This window comes from Dyella caseinilytica (assembly GCF_016865235.1).
GTDB lineage: Bacteria > Pseudomonadota > Gammaproteobacteria > Xanthomonadales > Rhodanobacteraceae > Dyella_B > Dyella_B caseinilytica.
Genome location: NZ_CP064030.1, coordinates 4,772,298 through 4,795,875 on the forward strand (window position 1 = coordinate 4,772,298; position 23,578 = coordinate 4,795,875).

Below are 23,578 nucleotides of genomic sequence, written 5' to 3' on the forward strand. Positions count from 1 at the left end.
TCGACCTTCCTTGCCGTCGAAGCGTGCACCCTTCATCGGGCAACAAATTTCGGCGAAGCCCGGATCATGGCCGGAGACTGGCTGAGAGATCACTGAATTCTTCCGTGCTGCGGCGCATGGCTGGAGCACTGGAAACCCCTATCGGCAGCAGGCTGGAAAACCAAAGGGATCTGTGGTGTTCGATCAAAGCGGTAGGACCTGGCCAGCCTTGTCCCGGCCCATGACCACACTGGTGGTGAAGTGGCGGATATTGGGGTTGTCGAACAGCAGGCGGCGGGTGAATGCCTCGAAGTCATCCATATCGCGGGCGACCACGATCAGGATGAAGTCCGCCACGCCGGTCACGTAATAGCAGTGTTGGACATTCGAATCGGCGCAGGCGGCGGCGCGGAAGGCATCGAGCATGTCGGCGCGTTCGCGCTCCATCTCCACCGCAACGACAAAGCTCATCGTCTGGCCCACGGCCTTCGGATCGACGATGGCCACCTCGGCAATGATGACCTTCAGTTCGCGCAGGCGCTTCAGCCGCCGCTGCACCGCGGCTGCGGAGAGCCCAATTTCAGCGCCGATCTCTTCGCCGGTGATACGCGCGTCGAGCTGTACCCGACGAAGAATATCGCGGTCAAAGTCATCGAGAACGGGACTTTCAGGCATACCGCATAAATACTCCAAAACATGCGGGGGAACAACGCAAAAGGAAGCAAGAACACGGCTCAGCCGCGCGTGGGAAACGGAAAATGCGTGCCATCCCCATCACAACCGCGCACCAGCCTCCGGTGCGAGGCCGCCATCCCAATCTTCAGACATGAAACTCTTCTATCAAACGCACTCACCCTATGCACGCAAAGTCCTGGTCATGGCGCATGAAGTCGGGCTTGCCGATCGCTTGCAGGTGATCCACTACGAGACCAGTCCTACTGCCCGAAACGAAGACGTCTTCGGCGTGAATCCGCTGGGCAAGGTGCCGGTGCTCATCCCCGACAATGGCCCGGTGTTGTTCGATTCGAACGTGATCTGCGAATACCTGGATGGTTTGCACGCGCGGCAGCGCGCCATTCCATCTGACATCGGCGAACGCATGCTCAGCTTGCGGTTACAGGCGCTCGCGCAGGGGCTGTGCGACGCCGGCATTCTGCTGCGCCACGAAACGGAGCGGCGTCCGGAACCGTATCGCTATCCCGCCATGCGCGACGGGCAGGCGCAGAAATTGGTCAGTGCGTACGACTTCCTGGAACATCAAGAGCCAGCGATCGATCCCGATAACGCAAACGCGCCGCATGTCGATATCGGGCAGATCGCGCTTGCCACAGCGCTGAGCTGGCTGGCGTTCCGAAACATGCCCGCATTCGAACCCAGACGTCCGCGCTTGTCCGAGTGGTATCGCCGCTTTCTGCAACGTCCCTCCATGCTCGCCACGCCGCTCGCCGGTGAAACCGTCGACTAGGCAAGTCAGCACACCTTCCTCTTATATCCCGGAGGCTCCATGAGTTCGCTCTGGACCGATCTGTTGTACCTGCACGGCTATCTCACCGACCACAAGCTTGCACGGCGGCTGGCAAACGGGCCGCCGGATCCGCCTGCACCTAAAGCCGATTCACCACCCTCAGTCAAAGCGGGAAAAGTGCAACGAGTAACTTGGTACGCGCGCCTTTGCCTTGGCATCGGAGATGGAGGATTGCGTACGCAATGATGGTGGTGTCGCGATAAAGATTGGCGACCATTTGCGATACGAAGATTTCGCCACGACGCTCAACATCACCGATACGTCATCCCGGCGAAAGCCGGGATCCAGCGCCTTTGACGTTTCGTACAGTCGCTAGGTCCCGGCCTTCGCCGGGACGACGAGCTGTTTTTCGCAACATGCCACATGGCTCACATTCGCCACGCAACAACTTCAGTTATTGCTGTCATCCCCGCTCAACGCGTCAATCTCCGCTTCATGCTTGCGGAACAGCGCAATATTCACCGGGTTCGCCAGGTCGCTGTCGAAGCCGGGTTGGTTGGCATATTTCACAGCAAACTCCGCCTCCAACAGCGCGTATTCGCCCAGCAGGAATTCCCGCGGCGATACGCTGTGCCTGGCCAGCAGTGCGCGTACATCGGCACTCTTGTCCAGATCTGCCACGGTATCGTCCAGCGAGTGTGCGTTCGGATCAATGGCATTGATCTGGATCTTGTTGGCCTTGGCGTCTTTGGCGATGGCCAACAGCTTTTGGTAGCTGTCTTCGGTAAGTGTGTAGTGCTGCACCGCCGTCCGGTCGTCAGGCGTCAGCGCATGCTGGATGGTGCTTTGCGCATGCAAGCCAGCAGCGAACGTGCTCGTCGCACAAACGAAAGCAAGCGCCAGAAGCGTGGTCTGGTGGTGCGAAAAACGAAACATGATGAAACTCTCCATCGAAGGACGAGGCTACTCAGGCAATCGCCCTGCGTCCCGGGCCAAAATCAGGTAAGGCCCCAACCATAACGAAAACGGCGCGACAACACAGCGAAAAAGCGACCCTTCGGCGCACGGCGTTCAGGCGATCGATAAAGCTGACGGCAGACTGTCATGCTTGCCCATGTCGGAGACGCTTCGGCGCGGATGGCCCCTCAGGGGACTCCCCGAAAGCGGGCAAACATGCCGACCGAAGCAATCAGCGCGCTCGAAAGCATGCGCAAATCCATCGGCATGTGCTGACGGCGCACGTCGAGCAGCAGCACGGCACGCATATCGTCACTGTTGTTCCACACTTCGTGCGGATAGGTGTCGTCCCACAACAGATGCTGGCCATCGCCAACGCGGTGCTCTTCGTCATTGAGCGACAACACCGCCGCAGGGCGCCCGTCCGCGTCCGTGGGGACGGACAGGCCGAGTTGATAACGCAGCACGCCACGAAAGGGGCCGCGGTGCCGCGGAATGTGTTTGCGCGGGGCAAGAAACGACAAGCTGGCCGACAGCACATCCGGCGATGACGCAATGATTTGCGCGAGTTGCGGGCAAGCGGCCAGGTTCTTGTCGATGTCGGTCCCGTAGACCTTCAGCACGAACAGCCGCCAGTCCTTGCCATCGTTCGCCGAGATGGGCGCCTGCGCCGGCATGATTTCATGGAAGCGCGGCACAGTCTGCATGCGTTGTGCGGCGATGGCGAGTGCTTCATCGCGAATCGCCTGCCATCCTGCTGTGAACTTGCTGGCGTCGGGAAAGTAGACGCCGGTGTCCAGCACCGGCGGTGTGTTGATGCGCGCATCGTAGATGCGGCGTACGGTATTGGCTGACAGGTCGTACAACAGGCTCATGCGTCAGGGTGCCTAGTCGCAGGTTGTCCAGGAGGTCAGTAACACCGCTGCGCCGCAGTGTACTGTCCGACCGCCGAGGATGTTGCGCATGCTGTTCCAGGGCGAGGGTTTATCTCGATGCAAACGAGTGGATGACCCGGCCGTTGACGGCCATCACGCCATCCGCATGGACAAGACGGCCACCGTTCACACTCAAGGTTGCCCCCGCTCGGCTAAAAACATACGCCAACTTTATGCGGCAGCGATGGATACTGTTTTGCCTCGCAAGGTTCCGGATCGCTCGGGCAAGGCAGGAGTCGCTGATGAATCCATGGAACATCGTGCAATACGGTGTATTTCTCCTGGTGTTGATGGCACTGGTCAAACCGGTCGGAGGGTATCTGACCCGGGTGTTCTTCCAGCAAACCGCGCCGCTCGATGGCGTGCTTGGCCCGGTCGAACGGGCACTCTACCGGCTCTGCGGTGTCGATCCGAAGCGGGAAATGGGCTGGAAGATGTACACGCTGGCCTTCCTGCTCTTCAGCTTCGCCGGCACCTTGCTGCTCTACGTCATTCTTCGCATCCAACCGTTGGGCCAGCCACCTGATCCGGCCTTTCAGCCCGCGCCGTTGTCGCCGGATTTGGCCATGAACACGGCCATCAGCTTCGCGACCACCACGACCTGGCAGGCATACAGCGGCGAAAGCAGCATGAGCTATCTCAGCCAGATGGTCGGGCTGGCCGCGCAGAATTTCCTGGCGGGCGCTGCGGGCTTATCGATCGGTGTGGCATTTATCCGCGGCATCGTGCGACAACGCAGCGGCGCCCTCGGCAATTTCTGGGTCGACATTACCCGCTCGATACTCTGGGTGCTGCTGCCCATTTCGCTGATCGGTGCTTTGTTTCTCGTGTGGCAAGGTGTGCCACAGAACTGGCATCCCTATGTCGCCGTCACCACCTTGCAGGGTGCGCAGCAAACGTTGGCGCAAGGACCGGTTGCAGCGCTGGAATTCATCAAGAATCTCGGCACCAACGGTGGTGGCTTCTTCAACGCGAACGGTGCCCACCCTTACGCTAATCCCACGCCGTTGACCAACGTGGTCGGCATGCTGGCCATTGCGGTTCTGCCCGCGGCGCTGACTTATACGTTTGGGCAGGTATCAGGCCAGCAGCGTCATGGCTGGTTGTTGTTTATCGTGATGGCGCTGTTGTTCTGCGCAGGGCTCTGGATATGCGATCGCGCCGAACAGGCCGGCAACCCGCGTTTCGTGTCGCTGGGCATTGAGCAAACGGCATTGCAAACGCAACCCGGCGGGAACATGGAAGGCAAGGAGTTGCGCTTCGGCATCGGTCAGTCGGTGCTTACATCCATTACCACCTCAAACGGGGCGACCGGATCGGTCAATGCGATGCACGACAGCTACACGCCGATCGGCGGCGGCGTGACCATCTTCAACATGCTGCTGGGTGAACCGATCTTCGGTGGTCTGGGCACCGGCATCTACAGCATCATCATGTATGTGTTGATTGCTGTGTTCCTGGGCGGCCTGATGATCGGACGCACGCCGGAATATCTCGGCAAGACACTCAACCCGACGGAAATGCGATTAGTCGCGCTGTACACCATCATCGGACCCATGTTCGTGCTGACGCTTACCGCATTGGCACTGTCCACCAAGGCGGGCGTTGCCGGGCTCACCACCAACACCGGTCCACATGGTTTCAGCGAAGTGCTCGTCGCCTACGCGACCACCATGGCCAACAACGGCCAGAGTTTTGCCGGCCTTAGCGCCAATAGCGCGTTCTACAACATCACCACCGCCATCGCGATGACAGCCGGTCGTTACTGGCTCGCGATCCCCGCGCTGGCACTTGCCGGGCGATTTGCCGCGCAAGGACATCGCGTTGCCTCGTCCGGCACCTTGCCCACCGATACGCCGCTGTTCGGCGGCCTCGTGGTGGCGGCCATGCTGATCATTGGTGGCCTGAGCTATTTTCCAGCATTGGCCATGGGGCCGATCGTCGAGCACCTTTTGCTGCATCCCTAGTGCTTTTCATTGACGGTGCAGGCAGCGTCACTTGCATGGACAGCCAGCCATGCCTGCCGTACATTGAACGCATGCATCCCACACCGATCTTCTCGCGACGACGCTGATGACCCCGCGCGACTGACGTACACACGTCAGCCCCACGACGCATTGGCTTCCGGAGATATCGATGTTTCATGCCCTTTCCGCGCAGATCGACGCGATCCTGTGCGATGCCTTCCAGGCTCTGAATCTTCCCATCATCCATGCCCGCGCCGCGCCTTGTTCGCGGCCGGAGCTGGCTGATTTTCAATGCAATGGCGCCATGCCGGCGGCAAAGGCCGTGGGTCGCATGCTGCGTGACATCACCGAAACGATGACGACGCACCGACGCGCACGCGCCACCTTTTCCAGGGCGCTTCTCCTTCACGATCTACGCCTTGATGTGTAGGCCGGTAACGCTTCGTTGACATCACCGCTAGTGGCGCACAAGGGCAATTGCTACAACACGAGCTTGCCCGCAGCGAGCGCGAAGGATGATGGCATGGTTGTGCTCTCCACCCAGCTGGTGTGCCCCGACAGGCTCTGTCTCAGTGACTTGCCACACATCGAAAGTCCCTTTATGGCGACCAGTGACATGCGCCGGCTATCCGAAGATGCCTATTACCGGGTGATCCGACAGATGCCCCACTGCTTTGGACACTTGCACCCTTTGTGGATTACGGTCGAGCGTATCCGCGATGAACTGGCCAAGGCTCTGGAAGATGGCAAGATATTCCTGCTCAAGCCCACACCATTTGTGCCGGCGGTGCGACGGGCGAATACCACCGACTCCACTCAAAACCAATGGGAATACTGCGGTGACGAATACGCTCTGTTCTTTCGCAGCGCGGTGAAGCGACAGATATATCGCTTATCAAACCCCTGGCGAGGAGGTGGCACGCCGACAGCCACCGTCGCCGCACCACCCTTCGACACGTCCCTGGAAGGCCCCCTCGCACCACTACCTATGCCGCGCGTCGCACCCTGGAAGAAGCGCAGTTCCGTCGCGCACCGGATTTGTCCATCATGCCACCACCCTTCGTTACCGGGCTTGGCAGCGAAGCGGATGCCATCGCCGCAAAGTCGCCGACGTTGCAGGGGCAGCTAAAACAGCTGAAAGCTGATGGTTGGACGTTTGGTTATGGTGAAGCTCCGCCGAGCAAAACGATATACGGGCCGAAACAACCTCACATCGAGATCAGTCCCGATCTGCAGAGCAGGCCCGCCGCGGTGGTACAGCAGCTAGCTCATGAGGTTGGCCACGCCCTGCACCCTACCCTGTGGGACACGAGCTCACGCGATGCCTATCTCAGCAACGCGCTGCGTGGCGACACCCTCAACAACGTCAAAGTGCAACAGGAAATTCTCGCCGCTGGTGGGCTGGACATAGGCATTGCCAGCGCTAATCCCTCTTTGCTGATACCACAGTACCAAGCTATTTATCAGCAGTACGTCGTCAGTGGCGATGCCAACACGGCCGTCAACGCCATCGCCCAGCTCTATGGCAAACACGAAATCACTGGCGGAGGTATTCCTTATGCCGATTATTACGGAGGCTACTATGACCAGCATTTTGGCCACTAAGCACCGTCTGCGTGCCTTGTTTACCTCTGTCCCACTATTGATTGGAGCTACCATGCCCGCCGTTACACCACACCTGTTGCCTTACACCTTGCTGGAACTAGCTCGGGCGCTACCCACGCCCATGCCCATCTCGCGCGAAAACGTAGAAACGTTCCTGCATACACCACTTCGTATACACCAGTCTGACGAATACATGCGTCTGTACGATATAGCTAACCCACTAATCACTCGGGATGGTTACATCATCAAGCGCGTCGATGTGCGCGAGGCCATGCCTAAGTCAAATTACTGGCGTACGGATGAAAGAAAAATCTTCGCCATGAGCTTGGAGTTTGGCGCCACTCCCTGCGTTCCGGCCGAGCGGCTGCGTGAAATACTGGATCTGCCATCCGCTCCAAGTTATGTGACCGGCCCGGAAGCCGGCGACATAGCCGTGTTTGGTCGCGACACAGCCTGGGGTGGGTATGCCATTGATGTGACGAATGCTCATCCCGACTGCGCGACATCTATGGGCGTTGGTGCCATGCATCTACCCAAGCCTTCGCCCTGACTGCGATACTTGCCGTTCATTTCTGCCATGCGCTGCACTGTGAAGGCTGGGCCACAATCAACAACGTGGCGGTGGAGCGCGAGATACTGATCGCGAACGAGCCGGGCATCGGTATCGCCGCCACCTTATGACGGGACACGCACACAGGTGTTGCCACATGTTCGCTTCCGTGGACGTAGCATTGCTTGCGTGGACAAGCAACGATGCCTGCCGTACATTGAACGCATGCATCCCACCTCGATCTTCTCGCGACGACGCTGATGACCCCGCGCGACTGACGTACACACGTCAGCCCCACGACGCATTGGCTTCCGGAGATATCGATGTTTCATGCCCTTTCCGCGCGGATCGACGCGATCCTGTGCGATGCCTTCCAGGCTCTGAATCTTCCCATCATCCATGCCCGCGCCGCGCCTTGTTCGCGGCCGGAGCTGGCTGATTTTCAATGCAATGGCGCCATGCCGGCGGCAAAGGCCGTGGGTCGCATGCCGCGTGATATCGCTGAAGCGGTGGCAACGCGTCTCAGCACACACGCTGCCTTTTCCGAGGTATCGATGGCCGGCCCCGGCTTTATCAACATGCGGCTCGCACCAAGCCTGCTGGCAGAGGCTGCGGCCGAGTTGCTTGGCGATCTGCGCCTAGGTATCGAGGACGTGGGGCAAGGGCGCCTCGTCGTGATCGATTTCGGTGGACCGAATGTGGCCAAACCGTTGCATGTCGGACATCTGCGTTCGCTGGTGATCGGTGAAAGTCTGCGTCGTCTGCTGCATGCGCAAGGATGGCGTGTCATCGCCGATGCGCATCTGGGCGATTGGGGCTTGCAGATGGGCATGCTGACCTCTGCGCTGCGTCTGCGCGACCCGCAGCTGCCTTGGTTTATATCCAGCTTTGAAGGACCGTGGCCCGACACGGCTCCTGTTACGTTGAGCGAGCTCGAACGGCTTTACCCGGAAGCGGCCGCCGCTTGTCGTAATGATCCCGAGCGCATGGCTCAGGCGCGTGCCGACACGGCTGCATTGCAGGCGGGTGATCTGGGATTACTGGCTCTGTGGCGGAGCTTGCGTGCATTGTCATTGCAAGCGCAACAGCGCGATTTTGCATCGCTTGGTGCTCACTTCGACCTGTTGCTGGGTGAAAGCGATGCGCAGTCGATCATTCCAGCGATGATCGACGATCTGCGCACGCGTGGTATGGCCGAGGAAAGTGACGGCGCGCTGGTGATCGACGTCGCGCAGCCAAATGATCGCCATGATGTGCCGCCACTACTCCTGTCCAAACAGGATGGCGCGGCGCTTTACGCCACCACCGATCTGGCAACCCTCGTACCTCGCGTCAAGCAGATGCAAGCTGCGTGCGTCATCTATGTGGTCGACCAGCGTCAGGCGCTGCATTTCGAACAGGTGTTCCGCGCAGCCGAAAAGGCTGGCTTTAAAGACGGCGTGCAGCTTGAACATGTGGGCTTCGGCACGGTGAACGGACCGGATGGCAAGCCGTACAAGACGCGCCAAGGCGGCGTGGCACGTCTGGCCGACTTGCTGGACGAAGCGGTGGCAAAAGCCGCAGAGCGAATGGCGCAATCCGGTCACGGTGCCGGCTTTTCCGAAGAGGAAAAGCACCAGCTGGCGCGCAAGGTGGGTATCGCCGCGGTGAAATTTGCGGATCTATCCGGAGACCGGTTGTCCGGTTACATCTTTGATCCGGATCGCCTCGTATCGTTCGAAGGCCGCACGGGTCCCTATCTTCAATACGCATGCGTGCGCATTCAATCGATACAGCACAAAGCAAAGGATCATGGCGTGCCCGTCGGTCTTGCGATGCCCGAAGCGCGCACCGAACGCGAACTGCTACTCGCCTGTTTGGCGTTTCCGGATGCTGTCGCCGAAGCGGCACGGCAACGACAGCCCGGCGTGCTGGCCGAATACGCCTTCGAGCTGGCACAGCGCTTCAGCCGCTTCTATGCGGAATGCCCCGTGCTTGCCGCGGAGCGCGCTGAACAACGCGCGGCGCGACTGGCGATCTGTCACCTTACAGGTCTGCTGCTTGCGCGATCACTGAATCTGCTTGGCATCGACGTGCCGGAGCGCATGTAGCTGAAGATTCAGTCTTCGCAGGCCACTTGCACGGGCGCCGTCAGCTTGCCGGATCCGAACACTGTAAAGCTGATGGCAGCCAGCACCCATACACCAATGCCGCCGTAGAGCATGACGTTGCCGAAGCCTTGTACCAGCGCAGCGTGCGCCATGTCAGCGCTGATGCCCGGTGCAGAAAGCGGTGCGGCAGCGAGATTGCCCGCGGCGATCTTTTCTGCAGCACTGCGCAATGCATGCGCGTCGACCACGGAAGGAAGCGCGTGCTTCAAATGAGCCAGAATGCCTTCCAGCAACAGAAATCCCATCAGCGCGATATTGATCGCCAGGGTAATCAGACGCGCGCTCATGTCGATGCCCGACGCCATGCCGGCGCGCGTGCTGGGCACGGAACCTGTCGTGGTGTTGGTGACGGGCGTATTGGTCATACCCAACCCGATACCGGCCAGCAGGCAACCCGGAAGCATGCTGAGCCAGCTCGCGTGTTCGGATTGACTGCCGTATTTCATCAGGATGAAGCCCAGGCCGATGGTGAACATGCCAGAAGGAATGACCACGCGTGGCTGGTAGCGCAGCGACAGGCGCTCGGCCAGCGGCGGAATCACCAGGGTCGGCAAGGTGTAGGCGAGCAACGCGAATCCAGCCGGCACGATGCCGTAGCCCAGGCCACTCTGAAAGTAGATCGGCAGGTAGATCATGAACGGCCAGAAGCTGAAGTTCATACCGATGGAGCCGAAAATCGCTCCGGAAAACGCGCGGATCCTGAACACCGAAAAATCGAACATCGGATAGCTGTGCAGCCTTTCCACCAGCAGGAACAACAGGAAGCTGATCACCGCCAACGAGAGGATGACGATCGCAGCGCCGCTGCGAAAACCAAGCTCCGGTCCTTGCGTGATGAAGTACGTCAGGCAGAACACCGATGCGGATAAGGTCACGATGCCCAACAGATCCAGATGCTGCGCTTGCGGATCGCGCGACTCCTCCACGCTGATCGCGGCCAACGCGAGCGTGACGACGGTCAGCACCACGTGGATCAGAAACACCCACTGCCAGTTCGACAGCGCCACGATCAGACCACCAATGATCGGCCCGAATCCCAAGCCAATGCCGAAGATCACGCCCCAGGCCGCGAACGCCTTGCTGCGTTCTTTGCCTTCACGGAACTGGTGCGAAAGGATCGAGATCAGGCCGATCAACATCGCACCACCGCCCATGCCTTGCAGGAAGCGGCTGACGATCAGCACAGAGGTGCTGGCCGCAAAGCCGCAGATCAGCGAGGTGAGACCGAACAACAACAAGCTGACCATGAACATGCGTTTGCGACCGTAGCGGTCGGCCAACGTGCCGGCGGCCATCAACACCGTGGTGCAGGCCAGGGTGTAGGCATTCATGATCCACTGCATGTCCTTGAACTGGCCGTGCAGCACTTTCTCAAGCGTCGGCAGGATCACCGGCACGCTGGAAATTTCCAGGCCGAACATCAGCGAGGCCATGCAGACCGCGGCCAGGGCGATGCGGTTCTTGCGCGACAGAGAGGGTGACGGGGAAGCGTCCATGGGAATCGTCGGGGAAGGGGAGACGACACCCATTCTGGGCAGGCCAGAACCATGATGGAAATGATTTAATTTTGTGCTATCTATTAAATCTCATCATTATTGGATGACGGCCATGGACTTCGATCCCAGCCTGCTTCGCGCCTTTATCGCCGTGAAGGAGACCGGCGGATTCACGCATGCCGCCCAGCGCCTGCATCTCACCCAATCGGCGGTCAGCCACCAGATCCGGCGCCTGGAGGAACAGATCGGCCGGCCTCTGCTGCATCGAACCACACGCAGCGTGGCGCTGACCGAAGACGGCGAGGACTTCCTGCGCTACGCCAAACAGATCATGCATGGCTTTGAGGCGCTATCGCGGCGCTTCCTGCCATCACCGGTTTCCGGCGTCGTGCGCTTCGGGGTGCCCGAAACCTTCATGGGTGATCGTCTGCCCCCGCTGCTGTGTCAGTTTTCGCGCGCGTTTCCGGCAGTGCGCCTGGATGTCAGCGTTACCGGCAACTACGACTTGCGCGCCATGATCGACGCCGACGAACTCGACCTCGCCGTGGTGATTTCGGCGCCCGCCAGCGACGAAGGCACGCTGCTGCGGCGGACCCAACTGATGTGGGCAGCCGCGGACTACTTCGAGGCACCTGACACATCGCTGCCGCTGGCCTTCATGCCGCCGCCCTGCATCTATCGCGAAGTCGGCGTGACAGCGCTGAGCCACACAGCGATCGAATGGCATGTGATCTTCAATTCACCAAGCTGGCAAGGCATTCGCGCAGCAGTGCTGGCCGGACTTGCTGCGACGGTTCTGACGCGCGATGAGCTGGAGCCAGGCATGCGCATCGTCGACGGCGAGTATGGTTTGCCTCCCTTGCCCACAGCGGACTTCTCGCTGATCTGCGGTGCCGGCGGCAAGACACCGGCAGCGAGGGAATTTGGCCGCCTGATTCTGGACATGCCGGCATTGCCAACCGAAACCGCGCTGGAACCTGCCCTGCAAAACGCATGACAAAGATCACTTCATTGCGGCGCTGTTGTTGATCAGCATGACAACCCAAGGAGGGGTGCCATGAAACAACTGTTTCCCTATGGTCTGGATGCGCCACCGGTGGTGCGAAATCTGGTGCTGTGCTCGCTGGCGTGCTGGTTGTTGTTCGCGCTGAACTTTACGCACTGGGTGCCGATCACCATCAATGGGTTCCAATGGCCAGCGCTGAGCTTTGGCCTGGGCGCTGCGGCGTTGATCTGGAGCAGCTGCTACGGCAAGCTGCGCCGGCGCGAGACACTACTCGATCAATTGCACTGGAGCGGCGCCGAGCGCGTGCTCGATATCGGTTGCGGCAGAGGATTGTTTGCCGTGGCCGCAGCGCGGCGGGTGCCCCAAGGGCACGTCACCGGCATCGACATCTGGCAAAGCGAAGATCTCAGCGGCAACAGCCCGGAAGCCGTTGCTGACAACGCCTTGCGCGAAGGTGTCGCCGACCGCGTCGACACGCGCACGGCGGACATGCGCAAACTGCCGTTTGCGGATGGAACGGTTGATACCGTGGTGTCATCTGTAGCGATCCACAACATCTATCAGGCCGAAGAGCGCGATCGTGCCATTGACGAAATCGCGCGTGTATTGCGATCGGGTGGGCAGGTCTTGATTGATGACATCCGGCATATGTCGCAGTACGCCAAGCGTCTTCGTGCTGCCGGTTTTGAAGTCAGCTTGACGCATGATGTTGCGAGCTGGTTTTGGCGGGTAATCAGTTTTGGCAATCTTGTGCCGGGTACGCTTGTTGCGCGTAAGTCGCTGGGCTGACATCCACACCTGTTTGGTAGTCGAGTGGGTTGGTGTGGCGTATTCGGATATCGCACAGCTAAGCGACCCAACCTACGACACCTCACACACCAATCAGTGCGTAGAAATCATCACGCAATTGCGCCCAGCGCGCTTAGCCTCGTAAAGCGCAATATCAGCCCTGCGTCGCGCCGCCATCATGTCCGCCTCATGCCCATCAGCAATGGCCGCACCAATAGACACGGTAAGGTGATAGCGCTCACCACTGATCGAGAATCGTGATCGTTCAACCGCTGCGCGTATCCGTTCGGCCAGCGCCAGCAGATCTGCTTCCTTCACCGCTGGCGACAGCACCAGAAACTCTTCCCCGCCGACACGTCCGACCATATCGCCAGCACGCAGCATGCGGCGAATATTCGCCACCAGTTCCAGCAGTACGCGATCGCCGTCATCGTGGCCAAAGCGGTCGTTGACGCTTTTGAAATGATCGGCGTCGATCAGCAGTACACCGATCGACTCGTGCTTGCGGCGCGCACGTGCCAGTAATGTTTCTGACGCTTCCAGCAGGCCAAGCCGGTTGCTGACGCCGGTAAGCGGATCGATGCGTGCGAGATCATAAAGGCCACGTTGAAGGATTTCGTTGTACAGCAGCAGGAAGCCGATGCTGGCCAGCAGCGGCTGGATACCGAACAGCAGTACGTAGATGCTATTGACCTGCGAAGGCGCCGTGATGCCTTGCGGCGGCGTGGCAAGCGTCCACAACCACACGTTGCGCCAGACCAGCAGGCTGATGGCCAGCACATAGGTCCACAGCAGTAGGCACTGCGCGCGCGTTTCGCGTTTACGGCATCCGCCCCACAGCGCTGCGATATTGAGCGAGCTGTTGCACACCAGGAAAAATGATCCCCACAACACGCGCCAAAGATAGTTGGGATGCACAACGCTCAGGTACGTCACACCAGCCCACGCCCCAATACCTAGCAGGATGGCTTCGCGCCAGCGCAACGATCGTTGCAGCAGCATGCGCAGCGCCACGATGGTCAAGGCTTGCGCGGAAAGATTCAGCGTATTGCCGAGTAGCAGCACGTACATCGGCGACATTTTCGCGGCAAACGCCAGCATCAGATCACCGCCCGACTCCAGCAGCAGTGCTACTGCGCGCAGGCGCAAACCATTCATCGCATGACGGCTGGCGTCGTGCGTGCCGAACCACAGCATCAACGCGAGCACCAGGGCCTGGCAGCCGTTGATGAGCGAAAGTGTCTCGACGTTTAATTGCATCGTGAGATCCTGGCGCTAAAGGGCTTCAATCGCGCTTTCTTCCATTACGCACTGATGTGCCGCAGACGCTTACCGAAGCGGCCGGGCCGAAACGGTTCAACGCCCTTGCTGGGTATTGGCGCGATCACCTTATGCCGCTTGATCCCTCCCATGCACACGAACGCGTGAATGATTTGGCGCGCAATACCGTTAAGACCATTTCGTTCAGCCATGACGGATGCGCGTCTGCTTGAACAGGTCAGGCAAAGAGCGTGCCACGCGATAGGCCGATGACGTTGAACGGACGTCCAAACGCTCGCGTCGTCGTTTCGCGCATGAGCGCTTTCTGGTGGAAAAGCGCTGAAAGAAGCGGTGATCTGCGAAAACGGCGATCCAGCCTCGACGCCCCGCGATGGTCGACATGAACGTGCGTCAGGCCAACGGCTCACTCAGCAAAAAGTTGCGAGCGTACTGCGTCACTTTTCCCGAAAATCCGTCCACATTAGATTGTTAATGAGAATGATTCGTACTAGGCTTATCTTCTGTTCGCCTTGTCGCCGCGGCGAATCCAATCTCAGGGAACGTCAATCAAGGGTGTGTGATGCCGAACCGACTGATCCGGCCGCAACAGCGTGGAACTTGTTCGTCAGAACGTCAGCTTTGCGCAAGCTTTTGTGCAAAGGCCGTGATGGCTGCGGCGTTACTCACCAGCACTTCGGCGTTTGCGGCGCCACCGCCGATTTCCGTTCCCATCAGTTCGACAGGGGCGGCGAACGGTCAGGCGAACGACTTCGCGAGCTTTCTTGAGAACCTCAAGCGCAGCAATTACATGCTGGGCGACCTGTTCGGCTTGCGCAGCTGGTTGAGCAGATACGGCATGTCGCTGGCGATCCAGGAAACCAGCGAAGTGCTAGGCAACGCCACCGGCGGCACGCGCAAGGGCGCGCAGTACGACGGCCTGACGCAGATGGTGTTCCAAATGGACACCAACCGCGCCTGGGGATGGTACGGCGGTCTGCTCAATGTCAGCGCGTTGCAAATCCATGGACAGAATCTCAGCGCGGACAACCTGGGTACGCTGCAAACAGGCAGCGGCATCGAAGCGGATCGCGGAACCCGCTTGTGGGAGATGTGGTACGACCAAAAATTCCTGGAAGAAGACCGCCTCGACATCAAGGTCGGTCAGCAGAGCGTCGACCAGGAATTCATCGTCAGCACCAACGCCGCGTATTTCGTGAACACGATGTTTGGCTGGCCGGCGTTGCCGTCGTACAACCTGCCCGCTGGCGGTCCGGCGTATCCGCTGTCGGCGTTGGGCGTGCGCTTTCGTTATCGCCCGATCGACTCGATCAACCTGCTGGTGGGCGTGTTCAACGGCAGCCCGGCCAGCAACAACTCCGGCGATCCGCAACAGCAGGATCCTTCCGGCACCAGTTTTCCACTCGGCGGCGGTCGCCTGATCATGGCGGAATTGCAGTACATCTATCCGTCGCTCGGCAGCATGGGTTATCCCGGCGAAGCCGCGCCGCTGGCGCGTACGTATCGCATCGGCGCCTGGTATGACACCGAAAGCTTCGGCGACATCCGCTACGACATCAATGGCGTGCCTTTGGCGAGCCCGAATAGCAACGGCTTGCCGTTGCAACATCGCGGCAACTTCTCGCTGTATGCCGTGGCCGATCAGATGTTGTGGTGCAATAACACCGATCCGAATAACACGCTCAACGCTTTCGCGCGTGTGATGGGTACGCCACAGAACGATCGCAACCTGATCCGCGACAGCATGAACGCGGGTTTGGTTTACCACGAACCGTTCAAGTATCGCCCTGACGATACCGTGGGCATCGGCATGGGGTATGTGCATGTGACCAGCGGCCAGCAGGGTCTCGATCGCGATACCGCGTATTACGCGCAGCTATCGGACCCGAACAGTTTCTATCCGATCCAGACATCGGAAACCTACGTCGAAGCCACTTATCAGTACCAGGTGCGTCCATGGTGGCAGCTGCAACCGGACCTGCAGTATGTGTTCAACCCCGGTGCTGGCGTTGTGAATCCCAACGATCCTACCCATCGCATTCGCAACGAGCTGGTGCTCGGCCTGCGCACGAATATTCTGTTCTGAGGTAAGACGACATGAACTTCGACACGATGACTAAGCAGCCGCCGGCCATCGCACTGCGCGCCATGCTGTTGGGCATGTTGCTTGCGGGTGCTTGCAACGCATCAGCATCCGATGCGCCCAAAGGCATGCTGGAGAGCATTCACCGTCATGCCACGCTCACCTCGTCGGTTCCGGATAATGGCGACCTGAATCCGTACGCGGTGGTGGTGGCGCCTGTGTCGGCTGGTACGATCCAGAAGGATGATGTGCTGGTCGACAACTTCAATAACGTCTCCAACTTGCAAGGCACCGGCACCACCATCATCGATTATCGGCCGTCGACCAAGCAGACCAAGCTGTTCGCCAAGCTGCCGGTAAAACTGCCGGAGTGCCCAGGCGGTGTTGGCCTCACTACCGCGATGACCATGCTCAAGACAGGCTGGATCATCGTCGGCAGCACACCCAGTACGGATGGCACCACGGCGACCAAGGGTGACGGTTGCGTGATCGTGCTCGATCCCAATGGCAAGATGGTGGCGGCATGGTCCGGCCCGACCATCAACGATCCATGGGGCGACATGGGCGTGATCGATAACGGTTCCACGGCGACGCTGTTTATCAGCATGGCCGGTTTCGGACTGCCAAGCCCGGATGTGCTCGACAAGGCCACGGGCTTTCCCGTGATCATGCACAAAGCCACGGTGCTGCGCCTGAACATCAAGATTCCCGATGGCAAGCCGCCGGTGCTGGTGGATCAGACGGTGATCGGCGATGGTTTTTCCGCGCGTGCCGATCGCGACAACTTCCTGCTCGGCCCGACTGGCCTTGCACTCGGTCCGGATCAAACCCTGTACGTGACCGATGGCCTCGACAACATCATCACCGCCATTCCGAACGCCGCTACGCGTACCGACAGCGCTGGTACCGGCAAAGTGGTGACCAAAGGCGGCCTGTTGAGCTGGCCGCTGGCGATGGTCTACACGCCTACCGGTCACCTGCTGGTGTGCAATGGCAAGGACGGACAGCTGGTGGAAGTCGATCCGGCGGCCGGCAAGCAGATCTACAGCCAGTGGATCGATTCCGACCAGGCGCAATCGCCGCCCGGCAATGGCGACCTGTTCGGTATCGCATTAACGCCGGACGGCCAGGGTTTCTACTACGTCGAAGACGACATGAATACGCTCGTGCGAGGTGGGAAATGAGCCACGCAGACGATTCACATCAACCGGGGCGACGCAGATTTCTCGCCACGGCCGCCACGGCTGCCACCGTCGCCGCCACCGCCACCGCTCCGGTGGCGTCTGCACATCGTGTGCTAAGCAATCCGGCAGCCGATGACAGCGACATCGTGCCGTTCTGGGGTGACTATCAGGCCGGCATCGCCACGCCGCAGCAAGGCCATGTCTATTTCGCCGCGTTCGATCTCACCACCGACAAGCGCGATGACGTGATCGCCATGCTGCGCGCGTGGACCGATGCATCGGCGCGCATGACACAAGGCCAGCCCGCCGCACCGCTCAACGATGACTTGTCCACCGAAGCGGCAGATTCCGGTGAAGCCGTCGGTCTGTCGCCTCATCGCCTCACGCTCACTTTCGGCTTTGGTCCGGGCTTTTTCGCAACCAAGGACGGCGTCGATCGCTTTGGCGTGGGCAAGCATCGTCCCCAGGCGCTGGTTGATCTGCCGCGTTTCAACGGTGATCAGCTGGTGGCCGAGCGTACTGGCGGAGACGTGTGCGTGCAGGCTTGCGCCGATGACCCGCAAGTGGCGTTTCATGCCGTGCGTCAGCTGACACGTCTTGCCTATGCATCGGCCAAACTGCGCTGGGCGCAGCCGGGTTTTCTGGCTGCGCAAAAAGACAAAGGCACGCCACGCAATCTGATGGGCTTCAAGGACGGCACCATGAATCCGCCCATCAACAGCCCGGCCATGATGAATCAATACGTGTGGGCCGGCGACGAAGCCGACTGGATGAAGCAGGGTAGCTATCTCGTTGCACGCCCGATCCGCATTGCGCTGGAACACTGGGACCGCATGAAGCTCGGCTTCCAGGAACAGGTGATGGGCCGCCACAAGGACACCGGCGCGCCGTTGGGCAGCAAGAACGAAAAAGATGGACTGAACCTGGATGCCAACGATGCCGATGGCAATCCGCTGATTCCCGACAACTCGCACGTGCGTCTTGGCGCACCGGCGGTGAATGATGGCGCGCAGATCCTGCGCCGCTCTTACTCCTACGATAACGGCCTCAGCTTCACTGCCGAACGCTGGCCGCCGTGGCGACAGGCTATGGAATTTGACGCGGGCCTGTTGTTTCTCTGCTATCAGAAAGATCCGCGCACCGGCTTCATCAAGATCTTCGAGAACATGTCGAAGTTCGACATGATGAATCAGTTTGTCACGCACATCGGCGGTGGGGTGTTTGCGTGCCCGCCGGGCGTGAAGCAGGGTGGCTATATCGGGCAGCCGTTGTTTGAGATGGCTTAACACGCCTCTCCAAATACCCAATGTGATAGCGGTGTTCGTTCTTACCTTAGCGTCATTCCGGCGAAGGCCGGAATCCACGCGTTGTACTTGCCATGGATTCCGGCCTTCGCCGGAATGACATTGAGGAAACGTTGGGCGTTACAGGTGGAAGTGTAGTTGTTTGAGCTCTTCACCCAAATCAAATCGAAACCTGTCTGCCAATATCCACCACCTGATTGGCAGGAATCCGCAAGTAATCCGTCACCCGCGCGCAATTGCGCAGCATTACCGTGAAGAACACTCGAATCCATCGGGGCAGGCGTTGCGGTCCGTCGCGCGCCACGATCCTTTCCATGCCGACGAAATAGGTAAGCTTCTTCGGATCGATCGGACAGCCGTGCGTGGCGATTTGCGCCATCAGTGCCGGCATGTCGGGTCGTTCCATAAAGCCGTAGCTCGCTGTGATCGACCAGAAGTTCGGTCCGATTTCCGACAAGGCCAGACGATTCTTGGGCGCGATATAGGGTGTTGAGGCAATATCCAGCGTCACCGCCAGCACGCGTTTGTGCAAGGCCATGGTGTGTTTGACGTACAACTGCATCACGGGCGGCGCGGTGGCTTTGGTTCGGGTGAGAAACACGGCCGTGCCGGGGACGCGGGCTACGCCGCTCTCGGTAAGCCCATCGAGAAACACATCGACGGGTACCGGATCTTCGGTGAGGCGCGCGCCCAGCGCCTTGATACCGCGATGCCAGACATACATCACCAGATAGACCAGCGTCGCAAGCAGCAGCGGCACGTAGCCACCGTCGAACAGTTTCATCATGTTCGAGGCAAAGAACGAAGCATCGACGATGAAGAAAATACCGGCGACGACTGCGCTGGTGACAAAGCTCCACTTCCAGATCTCACGCATGGCAATGAACAACAGCATCGTAGTCATCAGCATCGTCGCGGATACGGCAATGCCATACGCAGCTGCGAGGTTGTCGGATTTCCTGAAGCCCAGTGCAAGCCCGATCGTCACCAGCATCAGCAGCCAGTTCACCGCACCCACATAGATCTGGCCATAGCCTTCGCTGGACGTCTGCGACACTTTCAGGCGTGGCATCCAGCCCAGCTGGATCGCCTGCCGCGTCATCGAGAAAGCGCCGGTGATAATGGACTGGCTGGCGATGATGGTGGCGATGGTGGAAAGAATCACCAGCGGCAAGGTCAGCGACGAGGGGCATAGCCGATAGAAAATATTGCCCGCCGTCGGCGCACCGGCCAGCACGATCGCACCCTGTCCGGCGTAATTCAGCACCAGGCTCGGAAACACCAAGCCCGACCAGGCCAGCTTGATCGGGCCGGCACCGAAATGCCCCATGTCCGCATACAGCGCTTCGGCGCCCGTCACGCACAAGAACACGCCACCCAGCACCAGGAAGCCGGAACCACCGCTGTGAAACAGATACGCCAGGCCGTAATAGGGATTGAGCGCCCACAGAATGGCCGGATGCTGCATGATGCCCCAGATGCCGAGGATCGCCATGGTGATGAACCACACCATCATGATCGGCCCGAATGCCCTTCCGATCCGCGCCGTGCCCGCAGGCTGCAAGGCGAACAGCGCCAGCAGGATCAGCACCGTTAACGGCAGCACGTAAGGTTGCAGTTTGGGCTCCACGATATTCAGGCCTTCCAGCGCGGAAAGCACGGAAATGGCGGGAGTAATCGCGCCGTCGCCATAGATCAGCGCCGCGCCGAACAAACCCGCCGCCACGATCAACGGGCGCTTGTGCCGCTTCACCCCCAGCAAGGCCATCAGGGCCAGGATGCCGCCCTCGCCATCATTGTCGATGCGCATGGCAAAACCGGCGTATTTCACCGTGGTGACGACGATCAAGGTCCAGATCAGCAGGGAAATCACGCCATAGATGGTGTGAGGATTGTTTCCCCCGGTCATGTCCAGCACGGTCTTGAAGGTATACAGCGGGCTGGTGCCGATATCCCCGAACACCACGCCCAGCGCGCCCACACCAGCGATCAGCATGGCCGGCTTCTTCAACGGGTTTGCAGCGGCTTCCGTCATGAACGTCTGCACCTGTCGCGGGAGTGACAGGCAGTCTAACCATGAAAAATGACACTGACGATGGTTGCCGTTGAAACACAGTGCGCGTGAAGGGGATGTGCGCCATCTCCTCTGTATGGTGGTTGCCAGCCATCGCATGCTGGCCTATGGTCGCAAGGATGCACGCAATGCGCCGCGATCTTTTCTCTGAAGCCCCCACCTGAAAGAGAGGAACAGCCATGGCCAAAGCCGATAAAGTCAGCAAAGCCAAGCAACTGCGCAAGGCACCGTTAAAGACACCCAGTTCGCTTGGTGAAAATGCGCGCCGCGATATTTCCGCTGAACTCAATGCGCTGTTGGCGGATACGTTTGCGCTATACCTGAAGACCAAAAACTTCCACTGGCACATGTCCGGTGCGCATTTTCGGGACTACCACCTGCTGCTCGACGAGCAATCCGACGAAATCTACGCGATCACCGATCCGATCGCTGAGCGCGTACGCAAGCTCGGTGGCACCACGCTGCGTTCGATCGGCCAAATCGCCAGGCAGCAGCGTCTTTCCGATAATGATGCTGATTTCGTCACGCCCGCGGACATGCTCGCCGAACTGCGGGAAGACAATGCGCGCCTGACCGAATACATGCGCAAGACTCACGACTTGTGCGATGAATACAACGACGTCGCGACCGCCAGCCTGTTGGAAAACTGGATCGACGAAGCGGAGCGCCGCGTGTGGTTCCTGTTTGAAACCGGGCGCTCTGTCTGACAATGTGTTGTTGATAACAAAGGGCCGCGTCGCGGCCCTTTGCATCAGCGCATCGCCAGTTTGGCGAGATGATCCTGGGACTGGCGTGAGGAAAGCCACGATACGCCGTGATACGACTCCGTGACGATCCATCCGGCGGCCGTTATCACCGCCGATATCAGCAATGCTGTCCAGCCGAAACGCTGCGTCGGCGCTGCCATCACGGTCGGAATCCACACAAATACGGTAAAGATACCCATCATCAGCGTTTCCAGTGCCGCTGCCAGACGCGGCAGCACCGAGAACAGGATCGCTACGCCTGCAGCGATATGCGCTACACCGGTGAAATAGGCCCAGCCCATGTGATAGGGCAGCCATGCAGGCACCATGGCCGCCGTGGCGTCGTTATAGATGAGATGTTCCAGGCCGATCAGCGGCACGCTCACCGCGAACAGCATCCGCGCAGCGCGAATGGCATTCTCACTGGTCAGGGCCATGAAATAGAACTTATGCCAGGGTGCGGTCGCGGTGGCGTAAAGAATCCAGCTTGCACTCACCAGCGTGGCGATCTCGCCGCAGGCGCCCCAGTTCACTTCATGCAACGGTGCCGCGATCACATGCGGAACATGCAGCACCAGCAGCCATAGCAGCGTGTAAAGCGTGAGGATGAATGCAGCCAGCGCCATGGTCCGTCGCACCAGCAGGCCCACGCCAGCCATACACAACACGGCACCGGACATACAAGCCAGCAGCGCCCGACCCGGAATACCTGCGGGTACCGGTTGCCAGACAAAGGCAAAATCGCCGGAGAAAAGACTCAGGCAACCTAGTGCCAGCATTGTCAAAGCAAACAGCGCCTGCCCCATGCTTATGTCACGCATATCGGGTACTCCATGTTCAATGGAAGAAGAACGCTCTTGCTCTATTCACGTCATCATCGCAAGCATTTGGCAAGAGCCAATTAGACGCCACGCAGCGATGCCAAATCGCGCATGCACCCTTTTCACCGTGGGCATTGCCCCGGTTTTGCCCGAACTTTCCCCGCGCAAGGACCTCAAGTGTGGCTAGCATGCGGTGATCGCGCATGATGTGCTTGACTCGCAAAGGAGATTCCGTGGATCGTCGAAACCTATTGAAAGGCGCTGTGCTTGGCGCTTCCATGTTTGCCCTTCGGCCACGCTTGCTGCACGCATCCGGTATCGATGATGCCAAGGCAAGATGGCAGGCGCTGGAGCATCAGCATGGCGGCCGCCTGGGTGTTGCGATTCTGGATACCGGCAGCGGTCAACGCATCGGCCATCGCGATCACGAACGCTTCCTGCTGTGCAGCACCTTCAAGATGCTGTTGGCCGCCGCCGTGCTGGCGCGCGTAGACCAAGGCAAGGAGCAGCTCGACCGCAGGCTCGTCTTCGGTAAGGACGCCTTGCTTGAATACGCGCCCGTCACCAGCCAGCACGTGGGGCCGCCAGGCATGACGATTGCCGAACTCTGCCAGACTGCTGTCGCGGTGAGCGACAACACCGCTGCGAATGTACTGCTGGCGCATCTCGGCGGTCCATCCACGGTGACGGCTTATGCAAGGGAATTGCACGACGACATCACCCGTCTCGATCGCATCGAACCCGAACTCAATCGTCCAAGCACGGACGGCCTGCAGGACACCACCACACCTGCCGCCATGCTCGCCAATCTACAAGCGTTGACGCTCGGGCAAGCGCTGTCTGATGCCTCACGCAAGCAGTTGATCGAATGGCTATGCGAAACCAGCACCGGCAAGAACCTGTTACGCGCAGGTGTTCCTGGTGATTGGCGGATCGGAGAAAAGACCGGCAGCGGTGCCACACAGCGCAACGACGTCGCCATCATGTGGCCACCGCAGCGCAAGCCATTGCTGGTGGCGGCGTACTATGAAAATGCGGATGCGAGTGATGATCAGCGTGCTGCGGTGTTGGCGGCAGTGGGGCGTATCGTTGCGACTGTGTGAATGGAATTTGCTGGTTATATCGCGCATGGTTGATGGATGAACTCACAACTTTCCCGCGATGTCTGTCCACTCCTCACCGTCATTCC

At 59.6% G+C, this 23,578-nt stretch carries 21 protein-coding genes; 14 read left to right on the plus strand and 7 right to left on the minus strand.

Annotated features, from left to right (window positions below; genetic code table 11):
• Positions 1-183: 183 nt before the first annotated feature.
• Complete coding sequence (locus tag ISN74_RS20875) at positions 184-654, minus strand: Lrp/AsnC family transcriptional regulator (RefSeq protein ID WP_188796071.1); 471 nt, start codon at positions 652-654, stop codon at positions 184-186.
• Positions 655-805: 151 nt separating this feature from the next.
• Between ISN74_RS20875 and ISN74_RS20880 the strand changes: the two genes are divergently transcribed.
• Complete coding sequence (locus ISN74_RS20880; protein WP_188796073.1) at positions 806-1,444, plus strand: glutathione S-transferase family protein; 639 nt, start codon at positions 806-808, stop codon at positions 1,442-1,444.
• Between the two features lie 39 nt (positions 1,445-1,483).
• Positions 1,484-1,690, plus strand: a complete 207-nt coding sequence (locus ISN74_RS20885; RefSeq protein ID WP_188796075.1) for a hypothetical protein — start codon at positions 1,484-1,486, stop codon at positions 1,688-1,690.
• 204 nt (positions 1,691-1,894) lie between these two features.
• Here the strand turns inward: ISN74_RS20885 and ISN74_RS20890 are convergent, their stop codons facing one another.
• Positions 1,895-2,380, minus strand: coding sequence for a hypothetical protein (locus ISN74_RS20890; RefSeq protein ID WP_188796077.1), 486 nt, complete (start codon positions 2,378-2,380; stop codon positions 1,895-1,897).
• A gap of 209 nt (positions 2,381-2,589) precedes the next feature.
• Positions 2,590-3,276 carry an aspartyl/asparaginyl beta-hydroxylase domain-containing protein gene (locus tag ISN74_RS20895; RefSeq protein ID WP_188796079.1) on the minus strand — a complete coding sequence of 229 codons (687 nt, stop codon included), beginning with the start codon at positions 3,274-3,276 and terminating at the stop codon, positions 2,590-2,592.
• Positions 3,277-3,578: 302 nt separating this feature from the next.
• On the opposite strand from ISN74_RS20895, the gene kdpA reads away from it, so the two are divergent.
• The 5 genes from kdpA to argS all read left to right on the plus strand — a co-directional run bounded on the left by kdpA (position 3,579) and on the right by argS (position 9,548).
• A complete protein-coding gene (gene kdpA / locus ISN74_RS20900) occupies positions 3,579-5,303 on the plus strand; it encodes a potassium-transporting ATPase subunit KdpA (protein ID WP_188796081.1) in 1,725 nt (574 codons plus the stop codon).
• Positions 5,304-5,472: 169 nt separating this feature from the next.
• Positions 5,473-5,733 (plus strand): hypothetical protein, encoded by a 261-nt coding sequence (locus ISN74_RS20905; protein WP_188796083.1) that lies wholly within the window; start codon positions 5,473-5,475, stop codon positions 5,731-5,733.
• A gap of 617 nt (positions 5,734-6,350) precedes the next feature.
• Positions 6,351-6,908 carry a hypothetical protein gene (locus ISN74_RS20910; protein WP_188796085.1) on the plus strand — a complete coding sequence of 186 codons (558 nt, stop codon included), beginning with the start codon at positions 6,351-6,353 and terminating at the stop codon, positions 6,906-6,908.
• Positions 6,886-7,458: a hypothetical protein gene (locus ISN74_RS20915; RefSeq protein WP_188796087.1), complete on the plus strand. Its 573-nt coding sequence runs from the start codon at positions 6,886-6,888 to the stop codon at positions 7,456-7,458. Before ISN74_RS20910 ends, ISN74_RS20915 begins: the two co-directional genes overlap by 23 nt.
• Positions 7,459-7,781: 323 nt before the next feature.
• On the plus strand, positions 7,782-9,548 hold the full coding sequence (gene argS / locus ISN74_RS20920) for an arginine--tRNA ligase (protein WP_188796089.1): 1,767 nt from the start codon (positions 7,782-7,784) through the stop codon (positions 9,546-9,548).
• A gap of 8 nt (positions 9,549-9,556) precedes the next feature.
• Here the strand turns inward: argS and ISN74_RS20925 are convergent, their stop codons facing one another.
• Positions 9,557-11,104, minus strand: coding sequence for an MFS transporter (locus ISN74_RS20925; RefSeq protein WP_188796091.1), 1,548 nt, complete (start codon positions 11,102-11,104; stop codon positions 9,557-9,559).
• Between the two features lie 112 nt (positions 11,105-11,216).
• Between ISN74_RS20925 and ISN74_RS20930 the strand changes: the two genes are divergently transcribed.
• On the plus strand, positions 11,217-12,101 hold the full coding sequence (locus ISN74_RS20930) for a LysR family transcriptional regulator (RefSeq protein ID WP_188796093.1): 885 nt from the start codon (positions 11,217-11,219) through the stop codon (positions 12,099-12,101).
• A gap of 60 nt (positions 12,102-12,161) precedes the next feature.
• Positions 12,162-12,899: a class I SAM-dependent methyltransferase gene (locus tag ISN74_RS20935; protein WP_188796095.1), complete on the plus strand. Its 738-nt coding sequence runs from the start codon at positions 12,162-12,164 to the stop codon at positions 12,897-12,899.
• A 93-nt stretch (positions 12,900-12,992) separates the two neighbouring features.
• On the opposite strand, the gene ISN74_RS20940 is transcribed toward ISN74_RS20935, so the two are convergent.
• Positions 12,993-14,159: a GGDEF domain-containing protein gene (locus ISN74_RS20940; RefSeq protein WP_188796097.1), complete on the minus strand. Its 1,167-nt coding sequence runs from the start codon at positions 14,157-14,159 to the stop codon at positions 12,993-12,995.
• 667 nt (positions 14,160-14,826) lie between these two features.
• Between ISN74_RS20940 and ISN74_RS20945 the strand changes: the two genes are divergently transcribed.
• Genes ISN74_RS20945 through efeB form a run of 3 tightly spaced genes read left to right on the plus strand, consistent with a single transcriptional unit; the run spans position 14,827 to position 18,730 of the window.
• Complete coding sequence (locus tag ISN74_RS20945) at positions 14,827-16,263, plus strand: carbohydrate porin (protein WP_203546667.1); 1,437 nt, start codon at positions 14,827-14,829, stop codon at positions 16,261-16,263.
• 11 nt (positions 16,264-16,274) lie between these two features.
• A complete protein-coding gene (locus ISN74_RS20950; RefSeq protein WP_203546668.1) occupies positions 16,275-17,444 on the plus strand; it encodes a YncE family protein in 1,170 nt (389 codons plus the stop codon).
• Positions 17,441-18,730, plus strand: coding sequence for an iron uptake transporter deferrochelatase/peroxidase subunit (gene efeB, locus ISN74_RS20955; protein WP_188796101.1), 1,290 nt, complete (start codon positions 17,441-17,443; stop codon positions 18,728-18,730). Before ISN74_RS20950 ends, efeB begins: the two co-directional genes overlap by 4 nt.
• 178 nt (positions 18,731-18,908) lie before the next feature.
• Here the strand turns inward: efeB and ISN74_RS20960 are convergent, their stop codons facing one another.
• On the minus strand, positions 18,909-20,783 hold the full coding sequence (locus ISN74_RS20960; RefSeq protein WP_188796103.1) for a potassium transporter Kup: 1,875 nt from the start codon (positions 20,781-20,783) through the stop codon (positions 18,909-18,911).
• Between the two features lie 218 nt (positions 20,784-21,001).
• Here ISN74_RS20960 and ISN74_RS20965 point away from each other — a divergent pair, with 218 nt between their 5' ends.
• Positions 21,002-21,529 carry a Dps family protein gene (locus ISN74_RS20965; protein WP_188796105.1) on the plus strand — a complete coding sequence of 176 codons (528 nt, stop codon included), beginning with the start codon at positions 21,002-21,004 and terminating at the stop codon, positions 21,527-21,529.
• 44 nt (positions 21,530-21,573) lie between these two features.
• Here the strand turns inward: ISN74_RS20965 and ISN74_RS20970 are convergent, their stop codons facing one another.
• Positions 21,574-22,389 (minus strand): DoxX family protein, encoded by an 816-nt coding sequence (locus ISN74_RS20970; protein ID WP_188796107.1) that lies wholly within the window; start codon positions 22,387-22,389, stop codon positions 21,574-21,576.
• A 233-nt stretch (positions 22,390-22,622) separates the two neighbouring features.
• On the opposite strand from ISN74_RS20970, the gene bla reads away from it, so the two are divergent.
• Positions 22,623-23,492 (plus strand): class A beta-lactamase, encoded by an 870-nt coding sequence (gene bla / locus ISN74_RS20975; RefSeq protein ID WP_203546669.1) that lies wholly within the window; start codon positions 22,623-22,625, stop codon positions 23,490-23,492.
• Positions 23,493-23,578 lie beyond the last annotated feature (86 nt).

Coding starts and splice junctions, on each gene's coding strand:
- ISN74_RS20875 (WP_188796071.1), bottom strand. CDS start 654: ATGCCTGAAAGTCCCGTTCTCGATGACTTTGACCGCGATATTCTTCGT.
- ISN74_RS20880 (WP_188796073.1), top strand. CDS start 806: ATGAAACTCTTCTATCAAACGCACTCACCCTATGCACGCAAAGTCCTG.
- ISN74_RS20885 (WP_188796075.1), top strand. CDS start 1,484: ATGAGTTCGCTCTGGACCGATCTGTTGTACCTGCACGGCTATCTCACC.
- ISN74_RS20890 (WP_188796077.1), bottom strand. CDS start 2,380: ATGTTTCGTTTTTCGCACCACCAGACCACGCTTCTGGCGCTTGCTTTC.
- ISN74_RS20895 (WP_188796079.1), bottom strand. CDS start 3,276: ATGAGCCTGTTGTACGACCTGTCAGCCAATACCGTACGCCGCATCTAC.
- kdpA (WP_188796081.1), top strand. CDS start 3,579: ATGAATCCATGGAACATCGTGCAATACGGTGTATTTCTCCTGGTGTTG.
- ISN74_RS20905 (WP_188796083.1), top strand. CDS start 5,473: ATGTTTCATGCCCTTTCCGCGCAGATCGACGCGATCCTGTGCGATGCC.
- ISN74_RS20910 (WP_188796085.1), top strand. CDS start 6,351: ATGCCACCACCCTTCGTTACCGGGCTTGGCAGCGAAGCGGATGCCATC.
- ISN74_RS20915 (WP_188796087.1), top strand. CDS start 6,886: ATGACCAGCATTTTGGCCACTAAGCACCGTCTGCGTGCCTTGTTTACC.
- argS (WP_188796089.1), top strand. CDS start 7,782: ATGTTTCATGCCCTTTCCGCGCGGATCGACGCGATCCTGTGCGATGCC.
- ISN74_RS20925 (WP_188796091.1), bottom strand. CDS start 11,104: ATGGACGCTTCCCCGTCACCCTCTCTGTCGCGCAAGAACCGCATCGCC.
- ISN74_RS20930 (WP_188796093.1), top strand. CDS start 11,217: ATGGACTTCGATCCCAGCCTGCTTCGCGCCTTTATCGCCGTGAAGGAG.
- ISN74_RS20935 (WP_188796095.1), top strand. CDS start 12,162: ATGAAACAACTGTTTCCCTATGGTCTGGATGCGCCACCGGTGGTGCGA.
- ISN74_RS20940 (WP_188796097.1), bottom strand. CDS start 14,159: ATGCAATTAAACGTCGAGACACTTTCGCTCATCAACGGCTGCCAGGCC.
- ISN74_RS20945 (WP_203546667.1), top strand. CDS start 14,827: ATGGCTGCGGCGTTACTCACCAGCACTTCGGCGTTTGCGGCGCCACCG.
- ISN74_RS20950 (WP_203546668.1), top strand. CDS start 16,275: ATGAACTTCGACACGATGACTAAGCAGCCGCCGGCCATCGCACTGCGC.
- efeB (WP_188796101.1), top strand. CDS start 17,441: ATGAGCCACGCAGACGATTCACATCAACCGGGGCGACGCAGATTTCTC.
- ISN74_RS20960 (WP_188796103.1), bottom strand. CDS start 20,783: ATGACGGAAGCCGCTGCAAACCCGTTGAAGAAGCCGGCCATGCTGATC.
- ISN74_RS20965 (WP_188796105.1), top strand. CDS start 21,002: ATGGCCAAAGCCGATAAAGTCAGCAAAGCCAAGCAACTGCGCAAGGCA.
- ISN74_RS20970 (WP_188796107.1), bottom strand. CDS start 22,389: ATGCGTGACATAAGCATGGGGCAGGCGCTGTTTGCTTTGACAATGCTG.